Consider the following 16742-nt stretch of genomic DNA (forward strand, 5'->3'; position numbering starts at 1 on the left):
AGTTTTTCTGAAGAATTGTTAATTCAAAGCAATTTCAAATGTGAGATTCTGAATTATATGAACGAACTAATAGCCTTAGGAACGGCAAACGGATGAGCAAAAGAATAGATTGATTTTTCACTATTTCATTAACAAAATAGCAAAATTCTAATGTTACACAGCTTAAATATTTGGCTCGAAGCACATGTTATTTCGAGCCAAATATTAAAAAAATTAAGATGCGATAATATCTCTAAGACTATCATCATTTGCTCTGATGATATCTTCAATGTCCTGATCAGAAAGTACAGAGGACACAAATAGCGTTTCAAACTGAGATGGAGCAAGGTAAATACCTCTATTCAACATCAAATTGAAGTATTTACCAAATAACTGCGTATCCGCATGTTTTGCTGTGTTCAAGTCGAATACCTCTTTATCTGTAAAGAACATGCTATACATGCTTCCTATTTGATTGATAGTATAGTTCAACCCCAACACTTCGCATGATTCCTTATAACCCGCTACGATCTTTTTAGTGTTAGATTCAAGTTTGCCGTAAGTCTCTGGATGATCGAATAAATACTTCAACATGGTATATCCAGCAGCCATTGCTACTGGGTTCCCTGAAAGCGTACCTGCCTGATAAACAGGACCTTCCGGAGAAACAAAATCCATTATCTCCTTCTTACCACCATAAGCCCCTACAGGCAAACCACCTCCAATGATCTTACCTAATGTTGTCATGTCAGGAATAACTCCCAAACGTTCTTGTGCTCCACCTTTTGCAAGACGGAAACCAGTCATCACTTCATCAAATATGAGTACAATACCCTCAGCATCACAAAGTGCTCTTAAGCCTTCCAAAAATCCAGCTTTTGGCAATACACACCCCATATTCCCAGCAACTGGCTCTATGATTATAGCTGCAACTTCCCCTTTATTTTCTTCAACAATTTTCTGAACTGCTTCTAAATCATTGAAAGGAGCAAGTAAAGTATCTTGTGCAGTTCCAGATGTGACTCCTGGACTGTCAGGCGTTCCCATGGTCATCGCACCACTACCTGCTGCGATTAAAAATGAATCACCATGTCCATGATAACATCCTTCAAACTTGATAAACTTATCTCTACCTGTATATCCTCGAGCAACACGAATAGCTGACATGGTCGCTTCGGTACCCGAATTAACCATTCTTACACGATCAATGGATGGTACCATTTCACAAATCAACTCAGCAATCAAAACTTCTCGCTCTCCAGGTGCACCAAAAGATGGAGAGTGCTGAATTGCTTGAATAACTGCCTCTTCCACCATCTCATTGGCATGACCAAGTATCATTGGGCCCCACGAGTTGATCATATCTATGTAGGAATTACCATCCTCATCAACCATCTTAGATCCCTTGGCTGATTTGAAAAATATTGGATCTCCTCCTACTGCTTTAAATGCTCGAACTGGTGAATTGACTCCACCAGGTATAAAATTCTTAGCTCTACTAAAAAGTGATTTACTCTTTTCGATCTTCATACAAATCCCTATTAACAACTTCTAGTTTAGAGTTTTTAAATCTAACAACTGGTACTACCTGATTGTCATTGGCTACTCCATAACTGTAACCTTCAAATACTTTTCCATCTACAAAACTACCGTCACGAAGACCTCTTTGGAAATACTTTCCATGACGATGCATCATGCGCCCAGCAAACCAAACAGCTTCATATCCTCGATAGTGATTGATAGATGGGTTGGTTTTATATTTAGTAATGATTCGCTCCTTCAGGTTTTGATAATCAGACCCTCCAAAATCCATGTATTCTGGATTGGTCAATCCCACACCTAGTCTATCCAATTGAGCAAAGGAAAGCATGGTAAAATCCAACCAATCACCATAACCATAAAGCCTGGTACTATCCCTTCTACTTTCGATGGCGCTAATCATATTACTTGCATACAGATTGCTGCGGGTAGCTGCCAAAATGTGTCCTACACTATCTGGGGCCATATAGAAAGGCTCCTCGTAATAGACAATTTTGAACTCTTCCTTCTCATCCATGCTCACTGGCAAAACAAAAGAGGTGTCCCTAGCCATTCTTCTAAGCTCATCGCTACGTATTCTTCTACTACGCACAAACCTACCCGGCAAAATGCTGATTGAGTCAGCCTCTTCCTTTGTTAAATAGCTGTAATAAGTTGCTGCTAAGGTGTCTAGTAGAGCTTTGGCATTTCCCTTATTTATTGACTGATATAACACCACTTCCATACCAGCTGCTTCTATCAATTGCTTATATACTGCCGCATATGACGAATCACGTTCATTCTCTTCATAGAAAATCATCGCGTAAGGATTGACATTTTCAGCAATAGCTAATTCAGCAGCTTTGATGGCCATCGTGTTGTAACTTGGCTTCAGCAAAAAAGAATATGGGTTTTCATCAACCACATCTGCATTGCTAGAAATTGGATTGATCGTATTAATCGCATTTTCTTTTGAAAAAGCAGATATTACCTCTCTTGGCTCTGGATACAGTGGTCCAATGATCAAATCTTGGTCTTTGAAACCAGACTGTCTGGTTATAGCTTCTGTTGCACCTTTCTTCCTTTTGGTATCATATGGGTAGATATTCACCGGACGATCAATAGCTGCTAAATCTTCAGCAGCTAATAACATCCCCTGATACATATCCATAACCAAACGATTTTGACTGATCAGGCCTGTATTATCAAGTGATTCGAACAAGAAAGGAAGCACAACAGCAATGTTGTATACGTCCTTACGAATGACAGGCAAATCAACAGATTCAAAATTGGCAATATCAAACTGCCATTTTTCCACCAATTGATTGATTCTCAAAAAGTTTCTTTCTTGATAAGGAACAGCATTTAACTTCTCCAAAAGCAAAGAAGCCAATAATTTATTCTCAGGATAAGAATCTACCAGCAAATTCAAATCTATCGCAGGAAGCTCTGATAAGTAGGCTTTTATAAATAGCGATTCGGCTTCTTTATTATTGATTGCGTCGGCATATTGCTTTCCATAAGTTAGTCCTTGAGCATAATCCCCAGACTCATAACCTGAGAATGCCAACCAATAAAGCACTTCTTTCTTCTGATCCCAGTTCGGAGCCTGAACTAGTAATTGCTTCCATGCATCCGTTGCGGCTTTTTCATCACCTTGTTTGTAGGCTGAAATTGCAAAATAGAACTGAGCATAATTACCAAAAGTCTCACTTTGACTTAAGGCTGCAAAGGATGCCTTCGAACTACTGTACTTACCTTCCGAAAAAAGTCTTTTAGCTTCTAAGAATTCAGCTTGCTCAGACTGACTAAAACCGGCAAACGAACATAGAAGTACTACGATTGATAAGAATAATTTATTCAAACTGGTATGAGTTTATCTTTATACGTAATGATTATTCCCACTCAATTGTTGCAGGAGGCTTACTACTAATATCGTAAACTACTCTATTAACGCCTTTTACTTGATTAATTATTTTGTTTGAAGTGTTCGCCAGGAACTCATAAGGCAAGTGCACCCAATCAGCCGTCATACCATCCAAACTTGCAACTGCTCTCAGGGCAACCACTTGTTCGTAAGTACGCTCATCTCCCATCACTCCTACAGACTGAACAGGCAATAACATTGCGCCTGCTTGCCAAACTTCATCATACAAGCCATCATCCTTCAATCCCTGGATGAAGATATGATCTACCTCCTGTAGGATTCTAACTTTCTCTGCTGTGATATCACCAAGAATTCTAATTCCTAAACCAGGACCTGGGAATGGGTGTCTTCCTAGAATATTATTAGAAATTTCTAACGCCTTACCTACGTTTCTCACTTCATCTTTAAAAAGTAAGTTCAAAGGCTCTACAACCTTCAAATTCATCTTCTCAGGTAATCCACCAACGTTGTGGTGAGATTTAATGGTTACTGAAGGACCATTTACAGATACAGACTCAATCACATCAGGGTAAATAGTACCTTGACCTAACCACTTTACGTCTTTTATTTGATGAGCTTCTCTATCAAACACTTCAATAAAGACTCTACCAATTGCTTTACGCTTATCTTCTGGGTCGGTTAAGCCTTCTAAGGCACTGTAAAAATCAGCTTTCGCATCAACGCCTTTTACATTCAAGCCCATGCCTTCGTATGACGCTAGCACTTCCTCGAATTCATTTTTTCTCAATAACCCATTGTCAACGAAAATACAGTAAAGGTTCTTTCCAATAGCCTGGTGAATAAGTGTAGCTGCGACAGACGAGTCAACTCCACCTGATAATCCCATAACTACCTTGTCATTTCCAAGTTTTGCTTGGAGCTCTCTTACGGTATTCTCAACAAAAATATCTGCTGTCCAGTCCTGAGCTGCTCCACAAATATGTACCACGAAGTTTCTTAGCAATGCTTTACCATCTGTGCTGTGAGTTACCTCTGGGTGGAATTGAATTCCGTAAATCGGCTTCTCTTCCACTTTGAAAGCTGCAACTGGGATACTTTCAGTATTGGCTATTATTTGAAAATCTTCAGGCAATTCTGTAATGGTATCTCCATGCGACATCCATACTTGACTTCCAATTTCGATTTCTTTCAATAAATCATAGTGTGCATTGATATGAGCCAATTTTGCTCTACCATACTCTCTATGCTGAGACTTAGACACTTTACCGCCATGTTTAGAAGCTAAAAGCTGCGCTCCATAACACACCCCTAAAATTGGCAAATGCTCTAGAGATTTGATATCAACATCTGGTGCACCTTCATCTAGTACACTGCACGGACTTCCTGAAAGTATTATACCTTTGGTATATTCATCCGGGTCAGGAAAATGATTAAACGGGTGGATTTCACAATATACATCCAGTTCTCTTACTCTTCGTGCGATTAACTGAGTGTATTGAGAACCAAAGTCCAGAATAAGTATCTTGTCTGTCATCCCGCAAAATTAGCAGAATCGATCAAACCCGAATTGATTTTTGAATTGGATTTGAAAGTATGTTGTTTTTTATTTCTTTAGCTCGCTGAAACTACCATATATGACGCAGGAGGAAAAACGTTTAGAGGCATGTAGAGAAGGTTCTCCATGGAAAGAATGGGGCCCTTATCTTTCAGAACGTCAATGGGCAACCGTAAGGGAAGATTATTCTGAAGGGGGAAACGCCTGGGAAAGCATTGTGCATGATCAGGCAAGGAGCAAGTCGTATCGTTGGGGAGAAGATGGAATCGGTGGTTTTAGCAACTCTGATCAACGAATTTGCTTCTCATGGGCATTCTGGAATGGAAAAGATAAAATCCTAAAAGAACGTCTGTTTGGCCTTACAGGTCATGAAGGAAATCATGGTGAAGATGTAAAGGAACTGTACTATTACCTGGACAGTACACCCACTCATTCTTACATGAAGATGCTTTATAAGTATCCGATCAATGAGTTCCCTTATTCTGACCTGGTTCTTAAAAATCAAAAACTTAGCAAAAAGGAAAGAGAGTATGAATTGTTGGATACTGGCATATTCGACAAGGATGAATATTTTGATATCTTTTTGGAATATGCGAAAGTTTCACAGGATGACTTTCAGTTTAAAGCGGTAATCCATAATCGCAGTAACAAAGCAGCTGATCTTACAGTCTTACCTACATTGTGGTTTAGAAACACCTGGTCTTCTGGACGTGACAAACGTATTCCTGAAATCAAGGAAGTATCGGCCAATGAAATGATCATCAAGCATCATTTACTTGGGGACTTTCATGTTTATCTAGATTCCGACGGTCTCTCAGAGCAACTTTATTGTGACAATGCCACTAACAGGGTTCGTTTGTACGGTGTACCCAATAAACAATCAGACTATCCAAAAGATGCCATCAACGACTACATCGTGGATGGTAAAAATACGGTTAATCCGAACAAAGAAGGCACCAAAGCTTCAGCTGTATATCGGATCAACGTACCTGCACAAGGTTCAAAAACAGTTCGAGTAAGAATGTCTCCTGTAGCTTTAGAAAATCCAATGCAGGATTTTGATTCCAATTTTGAATTGAGAGTTGCAGAAGCAGATAGTTTCTACAGAAATGTACATGGAAAAGTCGCAGATAAGGACTTAAAAAACATCCAACGTCAAGCATTTGCCGGCATGATGTGGAGTAAACAGTTCTATTATTATAATGTAAGAAACTGGCTGTACGGTGACCCTGGAAGGATGAAACCATCTGCCTCACGAGCAAAAGGTAGAAACTCCGATTGGCAACACCTCTACAATTACGACATCCTGTCGATGCCTGACAAATGGGAATATCCATGGTATGCGGCCTGGGATTTGGCATTCCATTGTATTCCATTAGCCAGAATAGATGCAGATTTTGCTAAAGGTCAACTTTTACTTTTGCTTAAGGAGCGCTACATGCACCCCAATGGACAAATTCCAGCTTATGAGTGGAACTTTACGGATGTAAACCCTCCTGTACATGCATGGGCCGTTCGACGCGTATTCCAAATTGACCAGCAGAAAACAGGTAAACCTGACTTTGAATTCTTACAAAAAGCCTTTCATAAACTACTCATCAATTTCACCTGGTGGGTCAACAGAAAAGATACTAATGGAAATAACGTATTCGAAGGTGGATTCTTAGGATTAGACAATATCGGAGTTTTTGACAGAAACCACCAGATCGTAGAGGATGCTCGATTAGAACAGGCAGACAGTACCAGCTGGATGGCCATGTTCTCTTTGAACATGCTTAGAATCTCTTTAGATCTATCCATGGAAAATCCTGTTTATCAGGATATGGCGATTAAGTTCTTTGAACACTTCCTATATATCTCTGGAGCCATGAACAGCATCGGTGACACGGATGTAGATCTTTGGGATGACGAAGACAACTTCTACTATGACGTCATGCATACGCCAACCAAACCTAACCAGCGTATGAAAGTAAAATCAATGGTTGGCTTGATTCCACTTTTTGCCATAGAGATCTTAAGAGCAGAAGTTTATGACAAACTCCCAGAATTCCGTGAGCGTTTGGATTTCTTTTTAAAAGAGCGTCCAAAATTAGCCTCTCTAGTGTCGAGATGGGAAGAACCTGGACAAGGCGAAAGAAGATTGCTAAGTATTCTAAGAGGATTTAGAATGAAAAAAATTCTCGAAAGAATGCTGGATGAAGATGAATTCTTGTCTCCTTATGGAATTAGAGCAATGTCGAAAGACCATGAGAAGAACCCATATAAGATGAACATTGAAGGACAGAAATTCGAAGTTTCCTATATCCCTGGTGAGTCCGATAGTTCATTCTTTGGTGGTAACTCCAACTGGAGAGGACCAATATGGTTCCCTGTTAATTACTTGATTTTAGAGTCATTGCTGAAATTCTCCTATTACTATGGAGAAGACTACAAAGTAGAATTTCCAATAGGTAGTGGCGATGAACACACACTACTAGAAGTAACACAGGGAATTTGTGATCGATTGATTGGTATTTTTAAGAAAGACGAAAAAGGTTATCGACCGGTTTATGGAGATTCTTTAAAACAGCAAACTGATCCACACTTTAAAGACTACATTTTATTCTATGAGTACTTCAACGGAGACACAGGTTTAGGCCTTGGTGCGTCTCACCAAACTGGCTGGACAGGACTCGTTGCGGAACTTATTCATCGTTACCACAATTAACTCAAAGTAATTTCAATTTAAAATAAGGTTAACATTCTTGAATTACCTTGCGCAAAAATACATTTATGAGAGCCACGCTTGCACTATTACTATTCGTTAGTACATTATTTTCTTTTGCCCAGAAACAACCCAAACTCGTAGTAGGAATCGTTATTGACCAAATGCGTCATGACTACCTTCAGCGTTTCGAATACCAATTTGGAGAAGATGGTTTTAAACGAATGATGAGTCAGGGATTTGAAGCAAAAAACAATCATTACAATTATATCCCTACCTATACTGCTCCAGGTCACGCATCTATATACACAGGAACCACACCTAGATATCACGGCATCATTGCCAATGACTGGTACAGTAAAGTTTTAGGTAGATCGGTTTATTGTGTTGGAGACACATTATATAACGCTACTGGCGGTAGCGCGATGAATGGTAAAATCTCACCAAGAAACCTTCAAGTCAATACCATTACGGATGAGTTAAAGCTTTCGACCAATTTTCAATCTAAGGTGGTTGGAGTATCTATTAAAGATAGAGGTGCCGTTTTGCCTGCAGGTCATACTCCAAATGGCGCTTATTGGTATGATTCGCGAACAGGCGAATTCATGACATCAGACTTCTATTTCAAAGAGTTACCAAAATGGGTTCAGGATTTCAACAACAAAAGACTTGCTAATAAATACTCTGATCAAGTTTGGAATACAATTAAACCAATTGAGTCATACAAACAATCTACTGCCGATAATGTGCCCTACGAGGGCGGATTCAAAGGAAAAGATTCTCCAACCTTTCCATACGATTTATCCAAACTAAGAAAAGAAAACGGTCCATATGGATTAATCCGTTCCACACCATTCGGAAATACATTGGTTCTAGACATGGCGAAGGCAGCTTTAAAAGGTGAAAATCTGGGTACAGATAATGTCATGGATTTTCTAGCAGTAAGCCTTTCTTCAACTGACTATGTAGGTCACAATTTCGGACCAAACTCAGTGGAGTTAGAAGATACTTATATCCGCCTGGACAAAGATTTAGGTGAATTCTTAAAATATTTGGATAAAGAAGTAGGTGAAGGTGAGTATATGGTATTCCTAACGGCTGATCATGGAGTGGTTGCTAATCCTCAGTTCCTGGTAGATCATAATTTACCTGGCGGATATTATAGCAATGACGAAGCCAAAGCATCTTTTGGAGAGTTTTTAAAAGAATTGGGATCGGAAGACTATGTTTCAAACATCTCTAATGATCAAATATTCTTAAACAGAGAATTCATCCAATCAAAAGGAGAAAACCTGGAAGACATACAGAAACTATTTGCTGAGAAAGCGATGGATTTAGAGTTTATCACCGAAACATTTACGGCGACTGACCTTTCTAGATTTGACTATTCAGATCCAATGAGAAAGAGCTTGCAAAATGGTTTTAATCGCAAACTTTCTGGTGATGTCATATTGCTCAAAAAAGCTGGATACTTATCTGGTGGATATGGCAGCACAGGAACAACACATGGCTCAGGATATACCTATGACACTCATGTTCCATTACTTTTCTTTGGCGCTGGAGTGAAGAAAGGATCAACTGTAGAAAAGACCTACATCACGGATATTGTGCCAACATTAGCCATGCTCATGAATATTTCGTTACCAAATGGTGCCATTACTGGTGAGCCGATAGAAGAAATATTTGAGTAATCATCACGATTATTAGTGCAACCAAAAAAATCAACAATGCAAATAGGATTAATATTTGACATGGATGGTGTCATCGTAGAAAACCATCAGTACCACTACTTAGCATGGCAAAAAATTGCAGCTAAACATGGCATTACCATTGATGAAGTGTTCTACAGAGAAAAAATGAATGGCCGAACGCTGAAGAAATTAATGAAAGTGGTTTTTGAGCGTGAGATGAGTGATGAAGAGGCAAAAAGCATTGGATTAGAAAAAGAGGCGATCTACAGAGACTTGTACAAAGATCATCGCAAGCCTACAACCGGCTTGATCAAGTTTCTTGAAGAGGCTAAAGAAAAAGGAATTCCAATGGCTGTTGGAACATCAGCACCAAAAGAGAACGTTGAGTTTACACTGGATGATCTCGATCTGAGAAAGTATTTCGTTGGTGTGGTGGACGATAGCATGGTAGTTCATGGCAAGCCCGATCCAGAAGTATATTTAAAAGGAGCTGAGCTGGTTAACAGAAAACCTGAAGACTGTATAGTGTTTGAAGATGCTGTTTCAGGAATTCAAGCAGGTAAAGATGCGGGATCCAAAGTAATCGGATTGGCTACCTCCCACTCTCGTGAAGAATTGGATGCTGATTTGATAATTGATAACTTTTCAGATCTATCATGGCAACAAATCACAGACTTGCTAGGTAAATAATACATATGCATAGACTATTCATACTACTCACCATTTCCATTTTATCCATAAGCGCCCATGGACAATCGCTACGTATTGCCAAATTAAAGTATGATGGAGGTGGTGACTGGTATGCGAATAAAACGTCCCTTCCCAACCTAATTGAGTTCTGCAATAGAAACCTAAACACAGACATTGCTCGTGAAGATGATATTGTAGAAGTTGGCAATCCTGACTTGTTTTTATACCCTTATGTTTACATGACCGGTCATGGAAACGTTGTTTTTAATAGTCAACAAGCAGAAAACCTTAGAAATTACCTGACATCTGGAGGCTTCTTACATATCGATGACAACTATGGACTTGATACGTATATAAGACTTGAAATGAAGAAGGTATTCCCAAACCTTGAGTTTGTGGAATTGCCTTTTGACCATCCTATTTATCATCAGAAATATGATTTTGCTGATGGACTACCCAAGATTCATGAACATGATAGCAAACCAGCACAGGGATATGGTATAATTTACGAAGGACGACTTGTTTGCTTCTATTCATATGAGTCAGACCTGGGTAATGGATGGGAAGATCAAGTGATTTACAATGATCCCGAAGAAGTTCGTCAGAAAGCTCTTAAAATGGGAGCCAACATCATTAGTTTCGCTTTTACATCAAACCTTTAACATGAAGCATTTTTTATGGCTGTCTGCAATCTTAATTGGCTGCACTACCACTACTTCACCTACAGAAAATAGTCTTGACATTCAACATACCTGGCTATTAGTATCCGGCGAGAAAATTGAAGGCTCAGACACCACTTTCACCGACTACACCAAAGACCAGAAGGTCTTAAAAATCATCAATGACACACATTTTTCGTTTATTAGGCATGATCTGACTAAGGGTGAAGACTCTACTAAGAGCGTCTTTGTGGCTGGAGCAGGATCTTATCAATTAGAAGGAAACGTCTATAAAGAGCATCTTGAATTCTGCAGTTATCGACCATGGGAAGGCCATGATTTTGAATTTGAATTATCCCTCGCTGGAGACACACTTGTTCAAAAAGGCATAGAAAGAATAGAAGAGCTCAACGTAGATCAAATCATCATTGAAACGTATGTCTTAGTTCCATAAAAAGTAAAAGGCCACACCACTATGGCATGACCCTACTACCTGATTAAAAAACTACCTAAATTATTTTCCCCGATGATGACGTCTGCCCTTTGGCTCAATTTCCTTCGTGGTTGTTTCGCCATTGATTGTGATGTTCACTAGATTATCGCAAGTGCCGTCACCATAATCTATCGTCACTACATTTTCACCCGCAATTATTTCTTTAACCCCAGACACTGGAATCACAACACGTTCATCTCTACATTCTCGAGCAAAAACAATCTCTTCTACTATAGTCATTGTGTATGAAGTTCCGTCAATCAAAGTACCTGATGCTTCTCCATTAAGTGTCGTGTGAACAGATGACCAATCATCAGAGATGTAGGTAGTTCTTTCAAACTCTGAATCTCTGGTAATTGAGGATTCATCAGGGAAAGTCAACTTACCACCCACCAGTTCAATCGTGAACGTTCTGCTGAGTGAATCAGCCTCGTCTGAGGTATTGGTAAGTGTTCGTGTGCCTTCCACACCTACACTATCCACATAAAAATCCTCAAAAGTCACTATTCTATAGGCTCCAGGAACGCTTCTAAGTTGATTGTAAGCGATTCGAACAATACCACTTCTTTCTACACCATGATGGTCTTCGCATCCTTCACCAAAATCTATGGTAATTACCTGATTTAAAGTATCTCTATCTATCGTCGCACAATCAGACAACCGACCAAAACGATATTTTCCATACTTATGTCTAGCCGAAGAATTAACACCAGATATGCAACTTTCAATTCCATCTTCCACTATTTGATCAACCTCTTCAAAACTAGAAGTTACCGCAGCTTCACCTGCCACATCTATTTCACTCTCAATCAAGTTTTCCAAACCAGCATCTCCAGGTTCACAGCTGTAAAGTCCGAATGCAACTATTACTGCAGCCAATATTGATTTCTTCTTCATGACTATTATTTTTTGTTTCTTATTGATTTGCCCCTTTGACAGTAAAAAAATCAGAAGGTTTAATGGAGACATAAAAAAATCATGAAAAACCTTACCTTTGAATAACGACCGTAACAGATTCACCAGCTTTAAAGTCTAACTAAACAATGCGATACTTTTTATTAGTAACTCTAATCTTCGCCGGTCTGAAGGGAAGCGGACAAGGCTGCAGCGATGCAGGTTTTTGTACCATGGGTGCAATGAAACCTGACCAACCGTATAGCAAACGAATAGATTTCAAACTGAGGTCTCTTGAGTTTAACTACTATCATGGTAAAAGTTTGCTTACTCCCGTAATTACAGTTTATACAGCAGATATGAACTTTAGCATCAACAGTGATTATACACTGCAGGTGAAGGTTCCTTATCAAACGGTCAATGGTAACCTAGGACAAACATCTGGTATAGGTGACCTCTCATTGAGTACCTCCAGAGCATTCAGTTTATCCAACGGATATAGTGCAGGAATAACTCTGGGTGCCAAAATAGCCACCGGAAAGAGTAACATTGAAAATAATGATACAGAATTTGGTGTTGGTGGTGATCTCCCTATGTATTATCAGTTGAGCCTGGGAAGCCACGATCTGGTTCTTGGTGGATCACTCATTAATGAAAAATGGCTTTTCGCAACTGGGCTTCAACTTCCAGTCATCTACCAAAATGAAAATGACTTTAGATGGGCGCAATGGGCAGGATATCCTAATCAAGAATATTTAGAAAAATATAACCTTGCGAATGATTTAAGAAGAGGAACAGATGTAATGCTGCGTGCAGAGCGTAATTTTCGATATATCAACTTCAACTTCGGCATTGGGTTCCTCGCAATCTATCGATTGAATAAAGATGAAATTTATGATTTCAATACAGACCAAAGAGTCAAACTTGAAGGCACAACAGGACTGGCCTCCAATGTATTGGTGAATTTTGGTTATAACTTCAATGTCAATCACAGTATCAAATTGATTGGTGGTCTCAAAACAACACACCGAGAAATGAACCCAGATGGGTTGACCAGAAAACATGTAATCAGTTCCAGCTACGTTTATCGATTCTAATATATGAAACAACTATCCGTCACTTTCATTGGGTTGTTACTTTCAGTTTCGGTAATAGCGCAAGAAAATTTACTAGACAAATCCGAACAGCTTTTCCTGAAAGGAGCCTATGACGATGCGATTATATCTTATCGGGAAGCTGGGGAACAATTACTTAAATCCAATCAACTTGACTCATACGCAACATGTCATTTGAATATTGGCCAATGTTATCTCGAACTAGGCAACATTGAAGCTGCTCTAGAGCAAACTAAAAATACAGTTGGCTTCATTTCCTCAGAATTACCAGATCAAAAAAGCTTATTGTTTGACGCTTTATTACTGGAAGGTGAAGCGCTTCTGAAAATTGGTCGTAATGATGAATCTCTCGAGATTCTTAATCAGGCAGAGGCTTTAGCTCCTAGTCAGGATCCTTTGGATGCTGCAGAATGTTACAATGATTTAGGTGTAGGATATTGGAACAATGGAAACAAAGAATTAGCACTAGGCTACCATGAAAAAGCATTAAAAATACGCCGGGAGACACTGGGTGATACGGCCGTTCAAGTAGCCAACTCCTATTTAAATCTTGGCTTGGTTTATTTAAAAGAAGACTATCTGGATGCCGTTATAGCTTTTACTGATGCCCTTGAAATCTACAAGTCCCAACTGGGTGAAAGGCATCCACAAGTAGCTTTATGTTACAGCAATTTGGCATTTGCCAATAGTGCCCAAAACAACTACGGAGCTGCTCTGCGCTATTTGGATCTTACTATGGATATCTGGAATCAGAACTACAAGGGAGACCATCCAAACAAGGCTTTCACCTTGACGAATAAGGGCAACATTTTGGAAGAGCAAGGCAAATATGACGAAGCGCTTGTAGCAGAACAGGAAGCATTACAGATGTATTTGAAGCTATTCGGTCCTAAACATCCAGAGGTTGCTAATACCTATGCCCTAATGGCTTCATCACAAGCTCAAAAAGGTCAATACAATTTAGCGATGGAAAGCATCCAGCAGTCTATTTATGCAAACTTGTATGATCAAACCTATTATGATCTGTACGCCCTTCCAAAACTGGAGAACTACTTCAATGCGGATATTCTGCTATCATCTTTACAGCGTAAGGCTCAAATACTGGAAACGCTTCACTTCAATAAGACTTTGAAACCAAGGGATATCAAGGCATCATTAGATACTTATCGTTTATGTGATGATCTGATATCGGATATACGTCAAATAAGATTGAGTGAAGCTGACAAGATCAAAATAGGTGAAATCAGCACGCAGATTTATGATAATGGGATAAGAATAGCTCTATACCTGGCAGATAAAACATTCCATAAAAAAGACTACCAAAAAATTGCCTTCAACTTCTGTGAACGTTCAAAATCTGCAGTATTGCAAGCAGCCATTAATGATACCAAAGCAAAAACATTCGCAGGTATTCCTGATGAATTAATCGAAGAAGAATCTGGTTATCAAACCTATCTCAATTATTTGGAGCAGCAGCTTGAAGACAATCCGAATGATGCCAATATACGTGCGATGGTTTTTGATGTAAAGCAATCATATATTGATTTCATCAAGAAACTAGAGCAGACTTACCCTAATTATTACAACCTGAAATATCAGAAGGACATTCTTTCTGTAGAAGACTTACAATCTCATCTACCAGCGACTACTGCGGTACTCTCCTATTTTATCGGAGAACAATCGGTCTACATTTTTGAGATTACCAAATCAGGAATTCAAACCTATAGCAAACCGAAACCAGAAAATTTTCTTCAAAGTGTTAATGGTCTTAGGAATAGCATTAAGTATCGCATACAATCCATGTATGAAAGCTCTAGTAAAACATTATCAGAGTTATTGATACCTAAAATTGAATCTGGAATACAGCAATTGGTTATCATCCCAGATGGAATTACAGGGACTATTCCTTATGAAGCTTTGAAATGGGGAGATGATTCCGACGCAGTTTATCTAGTAGAAAAGTTTGGTGTATCATATGACTATTCTGCCTCTTTGATCAATGATCGATTATCTATGACAGCCAGTGAAGCAAAGGGAATTTTACTTACTGCACCAGTTTCATTTGATAAAAATGATACGAGAATGTCTACCCTTCCTGGCTCGGAAGCTGAAGTAAAAGAGATCAAGTATTTGTTTATGTCTTCCACCGACAAACCTGAAGTTTTGTTTAAAGAAGATGCATCTGAGTCAAAAGTAAAATCAATAGATCTCGCTTCATTCAAATACCTGCATTTTGCCACACACGGCATGGTACATGAATCAAAGCCCGATTTATCCAGAATCTTCTTAACACCAGATAATTCCGAAGACGGAAACCTTTTCTCAAGTGAAATCTATTCTTTAGACATCAATGCTGATTTGGTTACACTTTCTGCATGCGAAACAGGTCTTGGTAAAATTGCCAAAGGAGAAGGAATTATCGGGTTGAGTAGATCATTGATGTATGCCGGAGCTAAAAATCTTATTGTATCACTTTGGCAAGTATCTGATGCCTCTACATCAGAACTGATGATTGATTTCTATACGCAACATTTGAATCATTCAACCAACATGATTTTTGCTGATGACTTGAGAAAAGCAAAGCTCAAACTAATTGCTTCTGAAGACTATTCAGAACCCTATTATTGGGCGCCATTCATATTGATTGGGAAGTAAAAGTGATTAGTCCAGCTTTATTTGCAACCTTCAGAAGTAGTACGGAAATATATCAAACTTCATTTATTTTGTTGCCTGAATACTCGTGGTGTGCAGCCATTGATTTTGAAGAATGATGCATTGAACCTACTGATAGAATTAAAACCGGATGCATATGCAATTTTTGTAATTCTTTCATTACTGGAAACTAGTAGCCTTTGTGCATGAGCAATTCGCTCTTCAGTTATATAATCACTAAGTGTTTTTCCGAAAGACTTTTTAAAAATTGAATTTGCGTAATCCGGGTGTAAACCCACTGCACCACCAATATCTGAAACTCTTATTGGTCTGGTATAATTTTGGGCAATGAATAGAGCAATTTCTTCAACAGGCTTAATCAAGTCATCATAAAAGACATGAGTGTTAGACTCTTTAGGAACGCTACATGTACAGGCCATTCTTCTGAGACGAGCATGTATTTCTAATTCCAATAACTGGTGAGATTCAGGTAACTTGACTTCCTTTTCCCAATTATTAAAAGAATTAATATCTATAGATTCAGATACCTGACCTGAATCTATTATCAACTCTCCTTTTATTATTCTTTCCACAAAATCTCCTGGCAAATTCCATTTAAGAAACTGTGAAAACGGAACAGTACAAACATAATATGGTTTTTGATTGACATACCCGACTATTTGATGCGGACTTAACCCCCAAAAAACAGTCAATTTCCTTGGTGGAATATCTATTCGTTTATTCCTCAATAATTAGGTTATTCCTCCTTCCAGGCAATAATTAAGTTCGACTTCATTATGTCTGTCAGGTCTTTTCATAAGTGAGGGTGTCCATAACTCACATGTTAGTCCATAAGGCCGAAAAAGCTCTCTACTGTTATCAAATGAACCAGAAATCTCGGAAA

Annotated in this window: 12 protein-coding genes; 7 read left to right on the forward strand and 5 right to left on the reverse strand. The window is 38.9% G+C overall.

The window, feature by feature from the left end:
• Window positions 1–213: 213 nt before the first annotated feature.
• From hemL to guaA, 3 genes are read right to left on the reverse strand one after another with little or no spacing between them, the layout of a single operon-like run.
• The gene (hemL, locus tag NXS00_RS04215) at window positions 214–1509 is read right to left on the reverse strand and encodes a glutamate-1-semialdehyde 2,1-aminomutase (protein WP_258097863.1); all 1296 of its coding nucleotides are present in this window, start codon (window positions 1507–1509) and stop codon (window positions 214–216) included.
• Window positions 1490–3361 (reverse strand): hypothetical protein, encoded by a 1872-nt coding sequence (locus tag NXS00_RS04220; protein ID WP_258097864.1) that lies wholly within the window; start codon window positions 3359–3361, stop codon window positions 1490–1492. Before NXS00_RS04220 ends, hemL begins: the two co-directional genes overlap by 20 nt.
• 31 nt (window positions 3362–3392) lie before the next feature.
• A complete protein-coding gene (guaA, locus tag NXS00_RS04225; protein WP_258097865.1) occupies window positions 3393–4919 on the reverse strand; it encodes a glutamine-hydrolyzing GMP synthase in 1527 nt (508 codons plus the stop codon).
• A 100-nt stretch (window positions 4920–5019) separates the two neighbouring features.
• Between guaA and NXS00_RS04230 the strand changes: the two genes are divergently transcribed.
• The 5 genes from NXS00_RS04230 (at window position 5020) to NXS00_RS04250 (ending at window position 11138) form a co-directional block, all read left to right on the forward strand.
• Window positions 5020–7647, forward strand: coding sequence for an MGH1-like glycoside hydrolase domain-containing protein (locus NXS00_RS04230; RefSeq protein ID WP_258097866.1), 2628 nt, complete (start codon window positions 5020–5022; stop codon window positions 7645–7647).
• 65 nt (window positions 7648–7712) lie between these two features.
• Window positions 7713–9335 (forward strand): alkaline phosphatase PafA, encoded by a 1623-nt coding sequence (pafA, locus tag NXS00_RS04235; RefSeq protein WP_258097867.1) that lies wholly within the window; start codon window positions 7713–7715, stop codon window positions 9333–9335.
• A gap of 36 nt (window positions 9336–9371) precedes the next feature.
• Window positions 9372–10025, forward strand: a complete 654-nt coding sequence (locus NXS00_RS04240) for an HAD family hydrolase (protein WP_258097868.1) — start codon at window positions 9372–9374, stop codon at window positions 10023–10025.
• Window positions 10026–10030: 5 nt separating this feature from the next.
• Window positions 10031–10687 carry a DUF4159 domain-containing protein gene (locus tag NXS00_RS04245; protein WP_258097869.1) on the forward strand — a complete coding sequence of 219 codons (657 nt, stop codon included), beginning with the start codon at window positions 10031–10033 and terminating at the stop codon, window positions 10685–10687.
• 1 nt (window position 10688) lies between these two features.
• Complete coding sequence (locus NXS00_RS04250; RefSeq protein ID WP_258097870.1) at window positions 10689–11138, forward strand: hypothetical protein; 450 nt, start codon at window positions 10689–10691, stop codon at window positions 11136–11138.
• Between the two features lie 60 nt (window positions 11139–11198).
• Here the strand turns inward: NXS00_RS04250 and NXS00_RS04255 are convergent, their stop codons facing one another.
• On the reverse strand, window positions 11199–12074 hold the full coding sequence (locus NXS00_RS04255) for a hypothetical protein (protein ID WP_258097871.1): 876 nt from the start codon (window positions 12072–12074) through the stop codon (window positions 11199–11201).
• Between the two features lie 146 nt (window positions 12075–12220).
• On the opposite strand from NXS00_RS04255, the gene NXS00_RS04260 reads away from it, so the two are divergent.
• Entirely contained in the window at window positions 12221–13168 is a 948-nt protein-coding gene (locus tag NXS00_RS04260; RefSeq protein WP_258097872.1) for a hypothetical protein, read from the forward strand.
• Between the two features lie 3 nt (window positions 13169–13171).
• Complete coding sequence (locus tag NXS00_RS04265; RefSeq protein WP_258097873.1) at window positions 13172–15841, forward strand: CHAT domain-containing protein; 2670 nt, start codon at window positions 13172–13174, stop codon at window positions 15839–15841.
• A gap of 59 nt (window positions 15842–15900) precedes the next feature.
• Here NXS00_RS04265 and NXS00_RS04270 read toward each other — a convergent pair whose 3' ends face one another.
• Window positions 15901–16587, reverse strand: a complete 687-nt coding sequence (locus tag NXS00_RS04270; RefSeq protein ID WP_258097874.1) for a helix-turn-helix domain-containing protein — start codon at window positions 16585–16587, stop codon at window positions 15901–15903.
• Between the last annotated feature and the right edge of the window lie 155 nt (window positions 16588–16742).

Origin of the sequence: Marinoscillum pacificum (assembly GCF_024714495.1) — a bacterium.
In the GTDB taxonomy this organism is placed as follows: Bacteria; Bacteroidota; Bacteroidia; order Cytophagales; family Cyclobacteriaceae; genus Marinoscillum; species Marinoscillum pacificum.

Bases quoted from the DNA above. Each gene is read 5' to 3' on its own strand.
- hemL (WP_258097863.1), bottom strand. From the start codon at position 1,509: ATGAAGATCGAAAAGAGTAAATCACTTTTTAGTAGAGCTAAGAATTTT.
- guaA (WP_258097865.1), bottom strand. From the start codon at position 4,919: ATGACAGACAAGATACTTATTCTGGACTTTGGTTCTCAATACACTCAG.
- NXS00_RS04230 (WP_258097866.1), top strand. From the start codon at position 5,020: ATGACGCAGGAGGAAAAACGTTTAGAGGCATGTAGAGAAGGTTCTCCA.
- pafA (WP_258097867.1), top strand. From the start codon at position 7,713: ATGAGAGCCACGCTTGCACTATTACTATTCGTTAGTACATTATTTTCT.
- NXS00_RS04240 (WP_258097868.1), top strand. From the start codon at position 9,372: ATGCAAATAGGATTAATATTTGACATGGATGGTGTCATCGTAGAAAAC.
- NXS00_RS04245 (WP_258097869.1), top strand. From the start codon at position 10,031: ATGCATAGACTATTCATACTACTCACCATTTCCATTTTATCCATAAGC.
- NXS00_RS04250 (WP_258097870.1), top strand. From the start codon at position 10,689: ATGAAGCATTTTTTATGGCTGTCTGCAATCTTAATTGGCTGCACTACC.
- NXS00_RS04255 (WP_258097871.1), bottom strand. From the start codon at position 12,074: ATGAAGAAGAAATCAATATTGGCTGCAGTAATAGTTGCATTCGGACTT.
- NXS00_RS04260 (WP_258097872.1), top strand. From the start codon at position 12,221: ATGCGATACTTTTTATTAGTAACTCTAATCTTCGCCGGTCTGAAGGGA.
- NXS00_RS04265 (WP_258097873.1), top strand. From the start codon at position 13,172: ATGAAACAACTATCCGTCACTTTCATTGGGTTGTTACTTTCAGTTTCG.